The 15,867-nt window shown below is 74.2% G+C and carries 19 protein-coding genes; 10 read left to right on the forward strand and 9 right to left on the reverse strand.

Features of this window, described 5'->3' with window-relative positions; all coding sequences use genetic code 11:
- Positions 1-37: 37 nt before the first annotated feature.
- Genes GA0070214_RS19545 through GA0070214_RS19555 form a run of 3 tightly spaced genes read right to left on the reverse strand, consistent with a single transcriptional unit; the run spans position 38 to position 2,615 of the window.
- A complete protein-coding gene (locus GA0070214_RS19545) occupies positions 38-598 on the reverse strand; it encodes a GerMN domain-containing protein (RefSeq protein ID WP_091265734.1) in 561 nt (186 codons plus the stop codon).
- Positions 595-1,944 (reverse strand): sensor histidine kinase, encoded by a 1,350-nt coding sequence (locus GA0070214_RS19550; RefSeq protein WP_091265737.1) that lies wholly within the window; start codon positions 1,942-1,944, stop codon positions 595-597. The genes GA0070214_RS19545 and GA0070214_RS19550 overlap by 4 nt, the downstream gene beginning before the upstream one ends.
- On the reverse strand, positions 1,941-2,615 hold the full coding sequence (locus tag GA0070214_RS19555; protein WP_091265741.1) for a response regulator transcription factor: 675 nt from the start codon (positions 2,613-2,615) through the stop codon (positions 1,941-1,943). The genes GA0070214_RS19550 and GA0070214_RS19555 overlap by 4 nt, the downstream gene beginning before the upstream one ends.
- A gap of 155 nt (positions 2,616-2,770) precedes the next feature.
- On the opposite strand from GA0070214_RS19555, the gene GA0070214_RS19560 reads away from it, so the two are divergent.
- The 4 genes from GA0070214_RS19560 (at position 2,771) to GA0070214_RS19575 (ending at position 5,558) form a co-directional block, all read left to right on the forward strand.
- Complete coding sequence (locus GA0070214_RS19560; protein WP_091265744.1) at positions 2,771-3,085, forward strand: hypothetical protein; 315 nt, start codon at positions 2,771-2,773, stop codon at positions 3,083-3,085.
- Positions 3,082-3,678: an STAS domain-containing protein gene (locus tag GA0070214_RS19565; protein ID WP_091265748.1), complete on the forward strand. Its 597-nt coding sequence runs from the start codon at positions 3,082-3,084 to the stop codon at positions 3,676-3,678. The genes GA0070214_RS19560 and GA0070214_RS19565 overlap by 4 nt, the downstream gene beginning before the upstream one ends.
- The gene (locus tag GA0070214_RS19570) at positions 3,678-3,965 is read left to right on the forward strand and encodes a BON domain-containing protein (protein ID WP_091265750.1); all 288 of its coding nucleotides are present in this window, start codon (positions 3,678-3,680) and stop codon (positions 3,963-3,965) included. The genes GA0070214_RS19565 and GA0070214_RS19570 overlap by 1 nt, the downstream gene beginning before the upstream one ends.
- Before the next feature lie 132 nt (positions 3,966-4,097).
- Positions 4,098-5,558, forward strand: a complete 1,461-nt coding sequence (locus GA0070214_RS19575; RefSeq protein WP_091265753.1) for a cellulase family glycosylhydrolase — start codon at positions 4,098-4,100, stop codon at positions 5,556-5,558.
- A gap of 44 nt (positions 5,559-5,602) precedes the next feature.
- Here GA0070214_RS19575 and GA0070214_RS19580 read toward each other — a convergent pair whose 3' ends face one another.
- Positions 5,603-6,505, reverse strand: coding sequence for an AurF N-oxygenase family protein (locus GA0070214_RS19580; protein ID WP_091265756.1), 903 nt, complete (start codon positions 6,503-6,505; stop codon positions 5,603-5,605).
- Between the two features lie 49 nt (positions 6,506-6,554).
- Here GA0070214_RS19580 and GA0070214_RS19585 point away from each other — a divergent pair, with 49 nt between their 5' ends.
- The 4 genes from GA0070214_RS19585 (at position 6,555) to GA0070214_RS19600 (ending at position 9,055) form a co-directional block, all read left to right on the forward strand.
- On the forward strand, positions 6,555-7,271 hold the full coding sequence (locus tag GA0070214_RS19585) for a TetR family transcriptional regulator (protein WP_091265759.1): 717 nt from the start codon (positions 6,555-6,557) through the stop codon (positions 7,269-7,271).
- On the forward strand, positions 7,268-7,543 hold the full coding sequence (locus tag GA0070214_RS19590; RefSeq protein WP_091265763.1) for a DUF4873 domain-containing protein: 276 nt from the start codon (positions 7,268-7,270) through the stop codon (positions 7,541-7,543). Before GA0070214_RS19585 ends, GA0070214_RS19590 begins: the two co-directional genes overlap by 4 nt.
- Before the next feature lie 26 nt (positions 7,544-7,569).
- Positions 7,570-8,235, forward strand: a complete 666-nt coding sequence (locus GA0070214_RS19595; protein WP_091265766.1) for an ElyC/SanA/YdcF family protein — start codon at positions 7,570-7,572, stop codon at positions 8,233-8,235.
- 61 nt (positions 8,236-8,296) lie between these two features.
- Positions 8,297-9,055, forward strand: a complete 759-nt coding sequence (locus GA0070214_RS19600; RefSeq protein WP_091265769.1) for a glycosyltransferase family 2 protein — start codon at positions 8,297-8,299, stop codon at positions 9,053-9,055.
- Here the strand turns inward: GA0070214_RS19600 and GA0070214_RS19605 are convergent.
- From GA0070214_RS19605 to GA0070214_RS19620, 4 genes are all read right to left on the reverse strand, one after another.
- Complete coding sequence (locus tag GA0070214_RS19605; RefSeq protein ID WP_091265772.1) at positions 9,015-9,788, reverse strand: SDR family oxidoreductase; 774 nt, start codon at positions 9,786-9,788, stop codon at positions 9,015-9,017. The genes GA0070214_RS19600 and GA0070214_RS19605 overlap by 41 nt on opposite strands.
- Before the next feature lie 4 nt (positions 9,789-9,792).
- Positions 9,793-9,915: a 50S ribosomal protein L36 gene (locus GA0070214_RS19610; protein ID WP_091265774.1), complete on the reverse strand. Its 123-nt coding sequence runs from the start codon at positions 9,913-9,915 to the stop codon at positions 9,793-9,795.
- A 103-nt stretch (positions 9,916-10,018) separates the two neighbouring features.
- Entirely contained in the window at positions 10,019-12,604 is a 2,586-nt protein-coding gene (locus tag GA0070214_RS19615; RefSeq protein ID WP_244167773.1) for a discoidin domain-containing protein, read from the reverse strand.
- A 253-nt stretch (positions 12,605-12,857) separates the two neighbouring features.
- Positions 12,858-13,448, reverse strand: a complete 591-nt coding sequence (locus GA0070214_RS19620; protein WP_091265776.1) for a TetR/AcrR family transcriptional regulator — start codon at positions 13,446-13,448, stop codon at positions 12,858-12,860.
- 47 nt (positions 13,449-13,495) lie between these two features.
- Here GA0070214_RS19620 and GA0070214_RS19625 point away from each other — a divergent pair, with 47 nt between their 5' ends.
- Positions 13,496-14,059: a GNAT family N-acetyltransferase gene (locus GA0070214_RS19625; protein WP_091265779.1), complete on the forward strand. Its 564-nt coding sequence runs from the start codon at positions 13,496-13,498 to the stop codon at positions 14,057-14,059.
- Here GA0070214_RS19625 and GA0070214_RS19630 read toward each other — a convergent pair.
- Positions 14,056-15,039, reverse strand: coding sequence for an NAD(P)-dependent alcohol dehydrogenase (locus tag GA0070214_RS19630; RefSeq protein ID WP_091265782.1), 984 nt, complete (start codon positions 15,037-15,039; stop codon positions 14,056-14,058). The genes GA0070214_RS19625 and GA0070214_RS19630 overlap by 4 nt on opposite strands.
- 101 nt (positions 15,040-15,140) lie before the next feature.
- On the opposite strand from GA0070214_RS19630, the gene GA0070214_RS19635 reads away from it, so the two are divergent.
- Positions 15,141-15,860: a TetR/AcrR family transcriptional regulator gene (locus GA0070214_RS19635; RefSeq protein WP_091265785.1), complete on the forward strand. Its 720-nt coding sequence runs from the start codon at positions 15,141-15,143 to the stop codon at positions 15,858-15,860.
- Positions 15,861-15,867 lie beyond the last annotated feature (7 nt).

A 15,867-nucleotide genomic window follows, 5' to 3' on the forward strand; every position in this document is an offset into this window, starting at 1 on the left:
CGGACATATGTGTGTGGCCGCCACCACTTCGGCCCCGTCAGCGGCCCAGCAGCGGCCGGTAGTCGGCGGCGGTGAGCGGCAGCGAGGACACGTTGCCGTCGGCCCGGGGCACCTCCAGCGGCTGCCCGTCCCGGCGGAACGCGACGCTGTCGACGTCGGGGCGCTGGGTCAGGGTGCAGACGATCTGCCCGAAGGCGAGGATCTCGTCGTTGCGGCCGGTCTCCTCGCCGGCCTGCCGCACGTCGACGGTGGCCACGGTGCCGGTCAGGGTGGCGCCGGCCACCGCGACCGTGCCCGGCAGGGCGGTGGCGAGCCCCCGGTCCCGCTCGGCGCCGTCCGGCCCGGCCAGCAGGTGTTGCAGGTGGGCGTCCACGCCGGGCAGGCCGTCGACCCGGCGGGTGGCCGCCGCGAGCCCGTCGCCCCGGACGAAGCAGAGCGGCTCGTCCACCCGCCCGTCCGGTTCGGCCGTCGCCGTGCCGGCGGGCGTCGGGAAGCCGCCCGGCGGCGGCTGGACCCGCCGGGGCTCGTCGTCGACCGGCACCCCGCAGCCGCCGAGCAGCGCGGCGGCGAGCAGCACCGGAAGCAGTCGCCGGGTCATCCGCCGGCCCCCGGCAGCTCGACCCGGAACCGGGCGCCCCGGTCGCGGTCGACCACGGCCGCGTGCCCGCCGTGCGCGGCGGCGTGCTGGGCCACCAGGGCGAGGCCCAGGCCGGTGCCGTCGGTGCCGGCCCGCGCGTGGGCGGCCCGGCCCCGGACGAAGCGGTCGAAGATGACCTCCCGGTCGGCCTCCGGCACGCCCGGCCCCTCGTCGTCGACCTCCAGCACGCCGATCCCGTCGTGCAGCCCGAGGCGTACGGCGACCGGGCCGCCGCCGTAGCGCACGGCGTTGTCGAGCAGGTTGAGCAGGATCTGCTCGACCCGGCGCCGGTCGACCCGCCACTGGGCCGGGGTGCCGGCGGCCACCTCGACGAGGCTCTCCGGCAGCGCCCGCTCCCGGCAGGCGGCGCGGGCCAGCGCGGGCACGTCGACCGTGTCGCGGTGCGCGGGCTGTTCGGTGCGGGCCAACTGGATCAGGTCGTCCACCAGGCGTTGGAACCGGGCCACCTCGTCGGCCACCAGTCCCGCCGCGGTCGCGGTGCGCGCGTCCTGGTGTTCCTGGCGGCGGGTCAGCACGCTCGCGGCGGCGGCCAGGGTCTGCAACGGGGAGCGCAACTCGTGACTGACGTCGGCGGCGAACCGGCGGTCCCGCTCGATCCGCCGTACCAGCTGGTCGACCATGTGGTTGAACGAGGTGGAGAGCCGGGTGAGGTCCGGGTCGGTGGTGGGGTCGAGCCGGGTGGCGAAGTCGCCGGCGGCGATCCGCTCGGCGGCGTCGGCGACCGCGGTGAGCGGCCGGACGCTGTGCCGGGTCGCGTACCAGCCGAGGGCGGCGCCGGCCCCGGCGACCATGATGGCCACCGCGGTCAGTGCCAGCCCGACCACCTGGAAGGTCCCCTCGACCTCGCGCAACGAGGTCAGCTCGTAGTAGCCCAGCTCGCCGGCGAGCGGGACGCCGACCAGCAGGGTCGGCTGCCCGTCCAGCCGGACCCGCTGCACGGCCGGCTGGCCGGCGGCGACCATGCGTTGCAGCTCCACCGGGACCGAGCCGGCCCCGACGTCGGCGGTGCGGGCGTACCAGCCGTCGCGCAGGTGCAGCAACGGGCGGCGGCTGCTGCCGGTGTCCAGGGAGCGCAGGACCGCCACCACGTCCGGAGTCCCGGTGTCCAGCCCGGACCGGACCACCGCGGCGTCGTAGTAGGCGGCCCGGACGGCGGTGCGCTCCCGCTCGTCGAGCAGCGAGCGGCGCGTCAGGTCGTACGAGAAGAGGGCCATCACCGCGGCGAGCAGCAACGCGCCGACGGCGAACGCGGCGGTCACGCGGGCGCGCAGTCCGAGGCGGGTCATCGCTGGAGCTTGTAGCCGAGGCCGCGGAGGGTGACCAGGTGCCGGGGGTTGGCCGGGTCCGGCTCGATCTTCTGCCGCAACCGGCCCACGTGCACGTCGACCAGCCGTTCGTCGCCGGTCTCGTACCCCCAGACCCGGCGCAGCAACTGCTGGCGGGACAGCACCCGGCCGGCGTGCTCGGCCAGCTCGCAGAGCAGCCGGAACTCGGTGCGGGTCACCGCGACGGGCCGGCCGGCGCGGCGGACCTCGCCGGCCTCGGCGCTGATCTCCAGGTCACCGAAGACCTGGGCGGGGACGGCGTCGGTCAGGACCCGGCCGCGCCGGCGCAGGGCCCGCAGCCGGGCGGACAGCTCCTTGATCGCCACCGGCTTGACCACGTAGTCATCGGCCCCGGCCTCCAGCGCGGCGACGATGTCGTGGGTGTCGTCGCGGGCGCTGACCACCACGATCGGGACGTCGTCGTCGCGGCGCAGCCGGCGGATGCACTCGAACCCGTCGAGGCCGGGCAGCATCAGGTCCACCAGCACGTGGTCGGCGGGCTCCTCCCGCTGCCGGCGCAACCCCTCCTCGGCGGTCGCCGCTCCGGACGCGGAGTAGCCCTCCTCCTCCAGGGCGAGCAGCAGTGCGAGCCGGATACGGTCGTCGTCCTCGATCACCAGTACGGCCGTCATATGCGCATCATGACCGCCCGCCCCCACGTCGCCCAACCGCGTCCGCCGTTCCCGGCTTTTGTCATGGAACTGTCATACAACCGCGGGATACCCTCCACGGTCCTTACGGAGGGTGGGAGCCGGAACCGGACACCGGGACCGGCGAGGGAGGAACCGTGGAGGGCAGCACGCTGGTCGGGGCGCTCGTCGTCGGGCTCGCCGTCGGCGCGGTGGGTCGCCTGGTCGTGCCGGGGCGCACGGCCGCGCCGGTCTGGCTGACCCTCGCGCTCGGCGTGGCCGCCGCGCTGCTCGGCGCGATCGTCGCGGGCCTCGTGGACACCGCGCCCGGCGGGCCGGCGGTGTGGCCGCTGGTCGTGGAGTCCGGCTTCGCCGCCGCGGCGGTCGTCCTCGCGGTGCTGGCCGCGGGGCGCCCGGCGCCCGGGAAGCAACCGCCGCCCCGACCGGGCGTGCGACGGGAGGAGGGATCGTGACGGTCGTACCGGCGGAGCACCTGATGCTGCTCATCTGCGACACCTGCGGTGACAGCGTCAGGGGCACCGGCTGCACCCTGCCCGACGCCGAGGTGGTCTGGACGCTGGTGTTCGAGAACGGCTGGGCCGGCTCGCCCTTCGCCTCCGGGCCCCACCACTGCCCGCGGTGCAGCGCCCGGGCCACCGTGGCGGACGGGGGCCTGGGCGTCGACGACCTGGACGAGGTCGGCGGAGCCCCGGCCGTCCCCGAGGCCGACGCCGCCGAGCCGGTACGCCGGGCGCTGGCCGAGGCCGTCACGGTGGGCGACCGCGTGCTGGTCGACCTCAGCGCGGTCGAGGTGATCGACTCGGCCGGGCTCGGGCTGCTGGTGCGGGCCCGGCAGGAGACCCGGCGGGACGGGCGGCGGCTGTGCCTCGTGGCGCCGTCCCGGTTCGTGCGCACCGTGCTGCACACCATGCGGCTGGACGGGGTCTTCGCGGTCTTCGACAGCCGCGCCGGGGCGCTGGCCGGGTCGGTCCGGGCGGTGCCGGCCCGCCGGTCCGAGACGGCGGTGGAGAGCCGCGAACCCGCGGAAGGAGCGCGCGCCTCGTGATGCCCTGGCCGTTCCCCGACTTCCCGTTCGCCGAGGACGGGCAGCCCGCGCCCGACGGTGCGGACGTGCGGCTCGCCGCCCTGGTGGCGCAGCGGCTGAGCATCGACTGGACCACCCGGCGGCAGCAGATCACCGTCACGGTGCAGAACCGGGTGGTGATCCTGGCCGGGATGGTGGCCGACGCGGAGACCCGGCGGGTCGCCGGCGAGCTGGCCTGGGACGTGTCCGGGGTGTTCGACGTCTGCAACGCGCTCCGGCTGCGCGCCGGGCGGCGCCGCGGTCGCTGAGGCGGTTGCATGGATCGGCGTCCACCTCTACCCTCGGCGTGGGAGCGCTCCCGAACCTGCCGCGTCGGACTTTCCGGGCGAGTTCACGACGGGCACCGTCCACCAACCACCCACCAGATGGGACGATCCCGCATGTTCTCGATCCCCCGCCCGTCCCGGCGGCACCTCCTCGTGGGCGGCGCCGTCGGTGCGCTGGCCCTGGCCGCGACGGCCGTCCTGCCGTCGACGAACGCGATGGCGGCGACCGGCTGCGCCGTCACGTACACCACCAACTCGTGGCAGGGCGGCTTCACCGCCACGGTCACCGTCAAGAACCTCGGCGACCCGGTGAACGGCTGGACCCTGGGCTTCAGCTTCCCCGACGCCGGCCAGCGCGTCACCCAGGGCTGGTCGGCGACCTGGCAGCAGAGCGGCAGCGCCGTCACCGCGCGGAGCATGAGCTACAACGGCTCCCTCGGCACCGGCGCGAGCACCACCGTCGGCTTCAACGGCTCCTGGACCGGCGCCAACCCGTCCCCCACGGCGTTCACCCTGAACGGGACGGCGTGCACCGGCGGGACCACGACGCCCACGACGCCGCCACCCACCACCACTCCCCCGCCCACCACCCCGCCACCGACCACGCCGCCCCCGACGACGCCCCCGCCCACCGGCACCACCCCGGTGGCGATCAACGGTCAGTTGCGGGTGTGCGGGGTCAACCTCTGCAACCAGTACGGCCGGCCGATCCAGCTGCGCGGCATGAGCTCCCACGGGTTGCAGTGGTTCGCCAACTGCTACAACGACGCCTCGCTCGACGCGCTGGCCAACGACTGGCAGGCCGACCTGTTCCGCATCTCGATGTACGTGCAGGAGCAGGGCTACGAGACCAACCCGGCCGGCTTCACCAACCAGGTCAACACCCTCGTGGACAAGGCGGCCGCCCGCGGCCTGTACGCGCTGATCGACTTCCACACGCTGACCCCGGGTGACCCGACGTACAACCTGGAGCGGGCGAAGACCTTCTTCGCGGCGGTCTCGGCCCGCAACGCGGCCAAGAACAACGTGATCTACGAGATCACCAACGAGCCGAACGGCGTGAGCTGGTCGACCATCCGGAACTACGCCGAGCAGGTCATCCCGGTGATCCGGGCGAACGACCCGGACGCCGTGGTCATCGTCGGCACCCGGGGCTGGTCGTCGCTGGGCGTCTCCGAGGGCGGCAACTCCGACGAGATCGTCAACAATCCGGTGCGGGCCGACAACATCATGTACACGTTCCACTTCTACGCGGCGTCGCACAAGGACAACTACCGCAACGAGGTGCAGCGGGCCGCCGCCCGGCTGCCGCTGTTCGTCACCGAGTTCGGCACGGTGACGTACACCGGCGACGGCGCGGTCGACACGGCCAGCAGCACCGCGTGGCTCGACCTGCTGGACCGGCTGAAGATCAGCTACGCGAACTGGACGTACTCCGACGCGAGTGAGGGCAGCGCGGCGTTCCGGCCGGGCACCTGCGCGGGCGGCAGCTACGCCGGCACCGCGGTGCTCACCGACTCCGGGAACTTCATGCGCAGCCGCATCCGCACTCCGGACAACTTCCCCACCTCCTGACCGGCGCGACCGGCGGTGGCCCTCCCCGGGCGGGCCGCCGTCGGTCAGTCCCCGAGCAGGCCGGCCCGGCGCCAGAGCGCCCGGCCGGGCCCGGCGACCAGCCCCAGCTCGGTCAGGTGGTCGGCGATGCGCTGGGCCGACCAGCGCAGGGTGGCCCGCCAGTGCGGGTTGGACCGGGCCGCGGCCACCCCGACGGCCGGCGGGATGCCGACCGCGGCGTACGCGCGTGGGTTGACCAGCCGGCGGGTGATCGAGTACGCCGCCCGCCCGATCACCAGCCGCGCGTAGGCCAGCCCGAGCGGGCCGGCCGCCTCGACCTGGCGGGTCAGCTCGTCCCGGGCGAAGCGCACGTGCCGGGCCTCCTCGACCACGTGGATCCGGGACACCATCCGGATCAGCGGCTGGATCGACTCGTCGGCCATGGCCTCGCGCTGGAACGCGTCGAGGATCTCCTCGGCGATGAGGATCGCCGCGTACATCCGCGGGCCGGTGGCGGTGGCCTTGAGCCAGCGCCCGAGCAGGTGGTCGAACGGATCGGCCCGGTAGACCGGGCAGCCCATGGCCTCGATGAGCCGGCCGAACATGATGGAGTGCCGGCACTCGTCGGCGACCTCGGTGAGCGCGTACTGGGCGTGCCGGGTGGTCGGGTCGGCGTCGTAGTAGTGCCGGATGAGCATCTGCATGAGGATCGTCTCGAACCACAACCCGGCGCTCGCCGCGCTGGCCACCTCGTGCTTGGTCAGCTCGATCCGCTGCTCCTCGCTCAGCCCCGCCCACAGCTCCGTGCCGTAGAGGCTGCTGCGCTGCGGCGGCATCCAGTAGGCCCCGGTGACGGGCGGTGCCGACCAGTCGATGTCGACGACGGGGTCGTAGCTCGTGCGCACCGAGGCGGCGAGCAGGCGGGTGGCCACCGCCTCGCGCGGGAATCCGGCCGGCGTCCCCTCCATGACCCCTCCACAGTTGACGTAACTTCGAGTAACTGTTACGAGTGGTAGCATGCGACGCACCTCCACGGATGTCAATGGCCCGGACGGCACCCCGGAGCCGCCCACGGCCCGGCCCACCGGCCGGCGGGACCGCTGGGCCGGCCACCGCGAGCAGCGGCGCCAGGAGTTGATCGGCGCGGCCGTGCAGGCACTGCTGCGGCACGGGCCGACCGTCGACATGGACCAGGTCGCCGCCACGGCCGGGGTCAGCAAGCCGGTGCTCTACCGCTACTTCGCCGACAAGGCGCAGCTCTGGCTGGCCGTCAGCGAGGTGGTGGCCGCCCGGGTCGTCGACGCCGTGGCCCCCGCCGTCGAACGGGTCCGCGAGGAGCGCGCCCTGGTCGAGGCGACCATCGACGCCTACCTGAGCGTCATCGAGTCCGAGCCGACGCTCTACCGGTTCCTGCTGCACGAGGCCGGCCATCCCGGCATCCAGCAGGTGGTGGCCGGCACCAGCCGGCAGGTGGCCACCGGCCTGGCCCGGGTCATCGGCGACCGGCTGCGCGCGCTCGGGCTCGACGCCGGCCCCGCCGAACCCTGGGCGTACGGGCTTGTCGGTTTCGTGCAGGCGGTCGGCGACTGGTGGGCCACCCACGGCCAGCCGATCCGCCGGGCGGCCCTCACCGACTACCTGACCACCCTGCTCTGGAGCGGCATCGAGGGAGTCCGGCGCGGCGCCGACCTGCCTCACGAACTGACCCGCGCGCACGAGCGGATCGAGCCGTGAGCTGGCAGGGCCCGGCCGAGATCGCCGGCACCACGGTCCGGCTGCACGCCAGCGGGCGCTGGGAGCCGGTCGACGGGCGCTACCACTGGGCGGGCCGGATCGAGCCGGAGCCGCGCATGCTGCGGCTGCTCCGCTCCGGCCGGCGCGACGTCGAGGTCCGGGTCGGCGAGCGGGTCGCCCGGGGCCGGCTCGCCGAGGCCGACCCGTGGGGCGGGGTACGGATCACCGGCGTCGGCCAGCCGCCCTGGCCACCCGGCGCCGACGAGGACTGACCGCCGGCCGGCGTACCGTGGGTCGGGTGACGCCGACCGCGACCGTGCTGCTGGTGTTCGGGCGCGGGGTGGTGGCGGGCGACGGCGGCTACCGGCTCACCGCGGAAAGCGCCGCCCGGGTCGCGGCCGCCATCGGGTACGTCCGCGCGCACGCCGCCGAGTTCCGGCGTGCCGCCGGTGCCCGGGTGGTGTTCACCGGCGGATGGCCGCACGGCCCCGCCGGCACGCCGGAGCCGCCCGCCGGGTGCCGGGAGGGCGAGCTGATGCTGGCCCTGGCCCGCGACGCCGGCCTCGACGGGTACGCCCGGCTGCACGCCGAGACCCGGTCCCGGACCACCCTGCAGAACCTGGCGCACACCGTCCAGGACGGACTGCTCGCCGGGCCGGACCACACCCCGGCCCGGCCGCTCGGGCTGGTCTCCCACCCGTGGCACCTGCCCCGGATCCGGTTCCTGGCCGGCAAGGTGCTCGGGCTCTCCGGCGCGGCGCTGCTGGACGTGCCGGTGACCGCGCCCGACCCGGTGCCCGCTCGCCACGAGCGGGTGGCCCGGGCGGCCAGCCGCCTGTGCTACCTCGGCCTGCGTACCCCCGAGGCGCTGTTGCGCCGGGAACGCGGCCTGTCCCGCGCGGCGCAGCGGATCTCGGACCTGTTCCCGGACCGGCGCGGATTCGCCGGCCGGCGCCGCGGGTAAGGACGACCGTCGATCGGCCCCGACGGCGGGCCGGCGGCGACGGGTCCACCCGGGAGGTTCCGTGATCGTGCTGGTGCCGGTGTACCGACCCGGGGACCGCCTGCCGCGGCTCGTCGACGACGTGGCCGCCGCGCTGCCCGCGGCGCACGTACTCGTCGTCGACGACGGCAGCGGCCCGGCCGCCGCCGGGGTGCTCGCGGCGGCCCGCGACCGCGGCGCCACCGTCCTGCGGCGGCGGGTCAACCGGGGCAAGGGCATCGTGCTGAAGACCGGCTTCCGGTACGTCACGGGCCACCACCCGGGGCGGGACGTGGTGTGCGTGGACGCCGACGGGCAGCACCTGATCCCCGACGTCGTCCGGGTCGCCGACCGGATGCGCGACACCGGCGCGCCGGCGCTGGGCGTGCGCCGCTTCGACGGCGAGGTGCCGCTGCGCAGCCGGTTCGGCAACGCGATGACCCGGGCCGCATTCCGCGTCGCCACCGGCCGCCACGTGCGGGACACCCAGACCGGGCTACGGGCCTACCCGGCCGGACTGCTCGGCTGGCTGGGGACCGTTCCCGGCGAGCGGTTCGAGTACGAGATGAACGTGCTGCTGTTCGCCGCCCGGGCCGGGCTGCCGATCGCCCAGGTCCCCATCGCCACCCGCTACCAGGCCGGCAACTCCTCGTCGCACTTCTCCTCGCTGGCCGACTCCGCCCGGATCTACCGGCCGCTGGTGCGGTTCGCCGCCGAACGGCTGCTGGCCCCGGAGCGGCGTGCCGACGAGGCGGCCGAGGTCACGTCGTCGCGTCCCAGACCTGCGACTCGAACTCCCTGAGCTGCTCCCGGAGCTGATCGGGGTACGCCGTCCGGAACGGATGCCGGTCGGCCGGGATCACCCGGACCATCTCCTCGACCATCTCCCCCGGGTCGCGCTGGTGCTCCAGGTAGTCGGCGAAGTCCGGCCGGTCCAGCAGGGCGGTGGAGGGGTCCCACCACTGGAACATGGCCTCGACCCCGGTGTCGTTGTAGCCGGTCCGGTAGGGGCCCGGGTTGATCACGGCGACCCGGACGCCGCGCGGTTCCAGCTCGCCCTTCATGGCCCAGGCGAGCGCCTCGATGGCGTGCTTCGTGGCGGCGTAGACGCCGATGAACGGCCGGGTGCGGATGCCGACCGCGGAGGACACCCAGACGACCTTGCCCGCGCCCCGCTCCAGCATCGGCGGCACGAGGTCCTGCGCGAGGTGCAGGTGGCCGAAGACGTTCACCTCGAAGGACCGGCGCACCCGGTCCATCGGGATCTCCACCACGGCCCCCGCCTCCTGGACGCCGGCGTTGAGCACCAGGATGTCGGCCCGGTGGCGCCGGGCGGCGGCGCGGTCGGCCGGGTCCGTCACGTCCAGCTTGATCGCGTCGAGGGTGACGCCGGCACGCTCGGCCTCGGCGCGCAGGTCGCGCACCTGGGGCCAGATCTCGGCGCCGGCGATGACGTGGTGGCCGGCCCGGGCCAGGCCGAGCGCGGCGCCCCGGCCGAGGCCGCTGCCGGCCCCGGTGATGAGGATGTCGGCCATCCGGTCAGCCCTGCCGGGCCTTCTGCCGGGGATCCGCCTTGTTGAGCACGAACACCTTGCCGCGGCGGCGTACCACGATCGAGTTGGCCTTGCGCTTGAGCGCGCGCAGGGAGCTTCGGACCTTCATCCCGTTCCTCCGTTCCCGCTGGTTTCCCCGTTCGGGGTCGCGTACCCGCCGGGGCTCCCGTCATGCGCGGGGGCGGCAGGTCTCCCCACCGCCCCCGGCACGGTCACGGGTAGCTGACCACGTTCACGGGAACGGTGTTCGTGCCCTGCGCGGTGCCGCCGGTGTCGTTGATGACGTGGGTGATCGACCCGTTGCCGCCCAGCGAGACGGTGAGCAGGCTGTGGAAGCGCACGCCGGCCCGGGTCGGCGCCTCGAAGCCGTGGTACGCCGCGATGGTCGGGTCGACGTTGAAGTAGCAGTAGCTGCCCATTCCCCAGCCCTCGAACGAGGTGACCGCGTCGGCCACCTTGAACGCGGCGTAGCCGACCCGCGAGCCGTTCATCCAGGCCGAGGCGCTCGGCGGGTCGTACGGCAGCTCGTTCTGGAAGAAGATCGTCCGTCCGTTGTTGCCGTTCCAGATCACCTCGTACTTCTGGTAGTGCTCGACGAAGAGCCCGAGCGCCGTGACGTTGTTGCCGTTGACGATCAGGCCGGTGTCGGCGGTGTTCACGGTCCAGCCGATGCCGGTGCCGTGGTCGCCGCGCCAGGCCCAGATGTGGTCGATGAGCGCGTCGTTCTGGTTGACCACGAGGCTGGTGGTGGCCTTGCCCGCGCCGGCGCCGCCGATGCGGAAGAAGACGTCCTGGATGGAGGTCGGGTTGGCGGCGTGGCTCGCGGTCGAGCCGGCCGGGCCGACCTGGAGCAGCACCGGCGAGTTGGTCGGGCCGGCGTCGAAGAGCAGCCCGGCCAGCCGGACGCCGTCGACGTCGGCGACGGTCATGGGGGTGACGCCGTTCTGCGGGATCAGCGTCGGGTAGCCGATGCCGAGCACCACGGTGCCGGGCCGGTTGACCGTGATGGTCTGGCTGACCGGGTAGATGCCCGGCGTGAAGAGCAGGTTCAGCCCCTGTGCCAGGGCCGCGTTGATGGTGGCGGCGGAGTCGCCCGGCTTGGCGACGTAGAACTGGCTCAGCGGCACCGAGGTGCCGGGCGTCGCGCCGCCCAGCCAGGAGGCGCCGCTGGCGTTGGTCCGGGTGGACGGGACGAAGACCTGGTAGTTGCCGCTGCCGTCGAGGTAGAGGTAGGGGACGTCGCGGCTCACCGGGGTCTGCGCCAGGGTGGTGTACGCCGGGTTGGGGAAGCTGGTGGCCGGTGCGCCGACCACGCCGGAGCTGGTCACGTTCCACACGGCGTTGAGGTAGCCGCCCACGTTGCTGTCCCGGGTGTACCACTGCTGCTGCGAGTACGGCTGGACCACGCCGGTGACCCGGCTGTCCGCGATGTAGCCGCCGCTGGCCCAGCCGTAGCCGTTCGGAGCGAGGTTGAGGTCGCCCTGGATGTCCATCCGGCGGAACGGCGCGGCCTGGGAGACGGCCCACCGGGTGAACCCGGCCGAGGGGAACACCTGCATGTTGGACGCCGACCGCCAGAAGTTCTGGGTGGCGTTGCCGTTGAACCAGCCGGCGTCGACGGTGACGTCACCGTGGATCCGGACGTCGCCGGGGTTCCGGCCGAGCCCCATGATCGAGGTGTAGAAGCCGATCTGCGCGTTGATGCCGGAGTAGTCGCCGGGCTTGAACAGGAGGGCGTACCGCTGGGTGCCGAACTGGTTCGACTCCTGGGTGCGGAAGACCGCGTCGAGCTGGCTCTGGATGCTCGCGCTCGACATCGACGGGTCGAAGGTGAGCACGTTCGGCCCGAGCGAGCCGCCGCCCGGGATGGTGCCGCCGCCGGCGGTGTTCACGGTGAGCTCCCAGAGCGAGTAACCCCAGCCGGTTGCCCGGGCGGTGCCGTACATGCGCACGTAGCGGCCGGAGCCGCTGACGGTGAGGGTATCGGTCCCGCCGTCTCCGGTGGTGGTGGCGTACACGGTGGTCCAGGCGGCGCCGTCGGTCGAGGTCTGGATCTGGTACGCCCGCCCGTAGGCGGCCTCCCAGCTCAGCACGACCCGGCAGAGGGTACGGACGCTGCCGAGGTCGACCTGGAGCCACTGGGGGTCGCTGGCGGCGCTGGCCCAGCGGGTGGTGGCGCTGCCGTCGACCGCCGCCGCGGCGGGGGTGCCGGCGTTCTCGCTGGACGAGGCGGTGGCCGGCCGGCCCTGCGCCGCGTTGGTCGCGGTGTCGCAACCACTGCCGCCGCCGGTGGCGCCGTAGACCTGGAACTCCCACAGCGAGTAGCCGTAGGCGGTGGCCCGGGCGGTGCCGGTCATCCGCACGTAGCGGCCGGTGCCGGTGACCGTGAGGTCGTCGGTGCCGCCGTCGCCGGCCGCCGTGCTGAAGACGGTGGTCCAGGTGGCGCCGTCGGTCGAGGTCTGGATCTGGTACGCCCGCGCGTACGCGGCCTCCCAGACGAGGGTGACCCGGGAGACGGTGGCGGTCGCGCCCAGGTCGACCTGGATCCACTGGGGATCGGCGAAGGCGCTGGCCCACCGGGTGCCGGTGTTGCCGTCGGTGGCGTTGCCGGCCGGGGTGCCGGCGTTCTCCACCGAGGAGGCGGTCGTGGGCCGCCCCTGCGAGAGCAGCGGATCGGCCGCCCGGACCGGGGACGGCGGGGCCACCAGTGCCACGGTGGCGAGCAGCGCGGCCAGCATGGCGAGCAGCCGGCGCAGCGGCGGGCGGGGTGGGCTGAGGTGCGGCGGGGCGGGTGACATGGGCGTCTCCGTGGCGGGGGTGGTGGGGAGCGGAACGACGAACGGGTTACCGCGGTGTTGCGGGCACCTGTTCCGCTGGACCCTTTCGCCGGACAGCGGCGCATGTCAATTCCTCGATCGCCTCCGCACCCCTTTTTTCGCGCCTTGTGAAAAGTCCGGAACTAACCGTGGGACGGCCGTCGGGAGGGCACCTCCCGACGGCCGCCGGCCAGTCCTCAGGCGACCGTGCAGCGGGCGCCGTCGAGCCGGCCCGTCAGGCCGGGAACAGCCCGGCGAGGAAGCGGTCGAGCAGCGCCACCTGCCGGGACGCGGGGAAGGCGGCCGGGTCGAAGAGCGCCTGCACGACCAGGCCGTGCGCGAAGGCCGCGCAGGTGGCCGCCAGGTCGGCGGGGTCGGCGTCCGGCCCGGCGGGCGCCCGGCGCAGCGCGGCGTCCACCTGAGACCGCAGCCGCGCGCGCCACCGGTCGTAGCGGCGGCACTGGTCGGCGGCGAACTCCTCGTCGGCGAGAGCACCGTCCCAGTAACTGACCCAGACCCGGCTCATCACCGTCGCCTCGGCGGTCAGCGGCAGCACGTCGAGCAGCGCGGCGCGCAGCGCCGGCCGGCCCTCCCCCGCCGCGGCGTGGCGCTCGCGCGCGTCGGTGTGGCGTTCGGCCACGTCGACGGCGTGCCGCACGAGGGCCCGCTTGCTCGGGAAGTAGTGCGTCAGCAGGCCGGTGGAGACGCCCATCTCGGCGGCGACCGCCCGCAGGGTCAGCCCGCCGAACCCGCGGGCGGCCAGCACCTGCCACACCGCCGCCGAGACGTCGGCGCGGCGGGCCTCGTGGTCACCTCGTGCCGGCATGCGGCTAGAGTACATAACAAACGTTCGGTACGCACCTTGGGAGCACCGTGTTCTCTCTTCCCCTCACCGACCGCGCCAGCCTGCAGCCGCTCGCCCCGTGGCAGGCGGCGGAGTTCGCCGACTTCGTGGCACGCACCCGCACCCATCTCGCGCCCTGGCTGCCGTGGGCGCACACGATCACCGACACCGACACCGCCCGCGCGTTCCTCCAGCGCTACGCCGACGCGCAGGCCCGCGACGCGGGCTCCATCCACGGCATTCGGCTGGACGGCGAGCTGGTGGGCGGCACCCTGTTCCGTACCTTCGACGCCGTGGCGGGAGTCTGCGAGATCGGAGTCTGGCTCGCGCCGGAGGCCGAGGGGCAGGGGCTGGTGACCCGGGCCGCCCAGCGGATGATCGACTGGGCGGTCGGCGAGCGCGGTCTGGCCCGGGTGGAATGGCGGACCGTGCCGCACAACGCACGGAGCCGGGCGGTGGCGCAGCGACTGGGCATGACCCGCGAGGGCGTGCTGCGCGCGGCGTTCCCCTTCCTCGGCGAACGGCTCGACATCGAGGTCTGGTCGCTGCTGGCCGACGAGTGGCGCCCCGGAGAGCCGGGCGCCGGCGTCTAGACGGCGATGACGACCTTCGCCCGCGCGTGCTCTCCTTCGAGGTACCGCATGGCCTGGGGCACCTCCCGGAGCGGATAGGTCCGGTCGATCACCGGGGTGAGGCGGCCGGCCTCGGCGTGGGCCCGGAGCGCGTCGAGGTGCGGCCGGCTGGGTGCCGTCGCGAGGATGACGATGCGCTGCCGGACGAAGGGCGCCAGCAGCCGCCCCCGCGCGATGAGCCAGACCGGTCCGACGAGACTCCCGCCGCGGTAGACGCCCCCGCCGGAGAGCACCAGCGTCCCGGTCGGGGTCAGGACCCGCCGGAGCGCGGTGAGCGAGCGGTTGCCCACCAGGTCGAACACGACGTCGTGCCGGCGGGTGTCGCGGGCGAAGTCGTCGCGGGTGTAGTCGACGACGTGGTCGGCGCCCAGCGAGCGGACCAGGTCCACGTTGCGGGTGCTGCACACTGCGGTCACGGTCGCACCGAGCGCCTTGGCGAGTTGGACCGCCAGGGTGCCGACGCCGCCGGAGGCGCCGTTGATGAGCAGGCGGTGGCCGCGCTCGACCCGCGCGACGTCGCGCAGCCCCATGAGCGCCGTGATGCCGGCCAGTGGCAGGGCGGCCGCCTGCTGCGGGGTCAGGTTCGCCGGCCTCGGCGCGACCTGGGTCGCGGGCACGCAGACGTACTCGGCGAACGCGCCGTTGGCCTCGCCGAGGTCGCCGAAGACGGCGTCGCCCGGGCGCACCTGCCGGACGTCGGCGCCCACGGCCTCGACGCGGCCCGCGAAGTCGCGGCCACGGACGCGGGCCCGCGGACGGGACCGGCCCATCGACAGTCGCGCCAGCCGCGGGTCGCCGCGCATGGCGTGCCAGTCGTACGCGTTGAGCGCGGCGGCCTCCACCCGCACGAGCACCTCGCCGGCGGCGGGCACCGGCGTGTCCACCTCCGCGAGGGCGAGCGTCTCCGGGGGCCCGTACCGGTCCTGAACGATCGCCTTCATTGTCCCCTCCTAGGTGTACGCCGTACACTCACGGTAGGTGTACGGCGTACACCCGTCAAGGGCGTTATGGTTTGCACCGTCGCCGGAAGACGAGGAGCGAGATGCCCGAGCAGGCTGAGACGCTGCGCCGGACGCCGCTGAGCAGGGACCGGGTCCTGCGCGCCGCCGTCGCGCTCGCCGACGAGGCCGGGATCGAGTCCCTCAGCATGCGCAACCTCGCCCAGGATCTGGGCGTCGTCCCCATGGCCCTCTACAAGCACGTGGCCAACAAGGACGAACTGCTCGCCGGCATGATCGACGTGGTCGTCGGCGAGATCGACCCAGCCGTGGCCGGCGGCGACTGGAAGCAGGCCGTCCGCCGGCGCATCCTCTCGGCGCGGGAGATGCTGCTGCGCCACCCCTGGGCGCCCCTCGCCATCGAATCCCGCAACACGGCGACGCCGGCCATCCTGGCCTACCTCGACTCGATGATCGGGACGTTCCGGGCCGGCGGGTTCTCCGTCGACCTCGCGCACCACGTGATGCACGCGATGGGCAGCCGGATCCTGGGCTTCAGCCAGGAGTTGTTCGACGCCTCCCGGCGCGCCGGCCGGTCCGGCACGCCCGACCCGGAACCGCCGGCGGCCGACTTCCCACCGGAGGTCGCGGCCGCGTTCCCGCACGTGGCGGAGATCGCCAGGGCGGCGTCCCACGACGACGAATCGGTCGTGGGGCCGGGCTGTGACGACCAGTTCGAGTTCGAGTTCGCGCTGGACCTGCTGCTGGACGGCATCGAACGGCTGCAACGGCAGGGCTGGACGTCGTCCCACCGGTCCCGGTGAGACCGCC

It is taken from the genome of Micromonospora chaiyaphumensis (genome assembly GCF_900091435.1).
Lineage (GTDB): Bacteria > Actinomycetota > Actinomycetes > Mycobacteriales > Micromonosporaceae > Micromonospora > Micromonospora chaiyaphumensis.

What these genes read in the sequence shown, in the direction of transcription:
- GA0070214_RS19545 (WP_091265734.1), bottom strand. Translation starts at nt 598, where the DNA reads ATGACCCGGCGACTGCTTCCGGTGCTGCTCGCCGCCGCGCTGCTCGGC.
- GA0070214_RS19550 (WP_091265737.1), bottom strand. Translation starts at nt 1,944, where the DNA reads ATGACCCGCCTCGGACTGCGCGCCCGCGTGACCGCCGCGTTCGCCGTC.
- GA0070214_RS19555 (WP_091265741.1), bottom strand. Translation starts at nt 2,615, where the DNA reads ATGACGGCCGTACTGGTGATCGAGGACGACGACCGTATCCGGCTCGCA.
- GA0070214_RS19570 (WP_091265750.1), top strand. Translation starts at nt 3,678, where the DNA reads ATGCCCTGGCCGTTCCCCGACTTCCCGTTCGCCGAGGACGGGCAGCCC.
- GA0070214_RS19575 (WP_091265753.1), top strand. Translation starts at nt 4,098, where the DNA reads ATGTTCTCGATCCCCCGCCCGTCCCGGCGGCACCTCCTCGTGGGCGGC.
- GA0070214_RS19580 (WP_091265756.1), bottom strand. Translation starts at nt 6,505, where the DNA reads ATGGAGGGGACGCCGGCCGGATTCCCGCGCGAGGCGGTGGCCACCCGC.
- GA0070214_RS19585 (WP_091265759.1), top strand. Translation starts at nt 6,555, where the DNA reads ATGCGACGCACCTCCACGGATGTCAATGGCCCGGACGGCACCCCGGAG.
- GA0070214_RS19605 (WP_091265772.1), bottom strand. Translation starts at nt 9,788, where the DNA reads ATGGCCGACATCCTCATCACCGGGGCCGGCAGCGGCCTCGGCCGGGGC.
- GA0070214_RS19610 (WP_091265774.1), bottom strand. Translation starts at nt 9,915, where the DNA reads ATGAAGGTCCGAAGCTCCCTGCGCGCGCTCAAGCGCAAGGCCAACTCG.
- GA0070214_RS19615 (WP_244167773.1), bottom strand. Translation starts at nt 12,604, where the DNA reads ATGTCACCCGCCCCGCCGCACCTCAGCCCACCCCGCCCGCCGCTGCGC.
- GA0070214_RS19620 (WP_091265776.1), bottom strand. Translation starts at nt 13,448, where the DNA reads ATGCCGGCACGAGGTGACCACGAGGCCCGCCGCGCCGACGTCTCGGCG.
- GA0070214_RS19630 (WP_091265782.1), bottom strand. Translation starts at nt 15,039, where the DNA reads ATGAAGGCGATCGTTCAGGACCGGTACGGGCCCCCGGAGACGCTCGCC.
- GA0070214_RS19635 (WP_091265785.1), top strand. Translation starts at nt 15,141, where the DNA reads ATGCCCGAGCAGGCTGAGACGCTGCGCCGGACGCCGCTGAGCAGGGAC.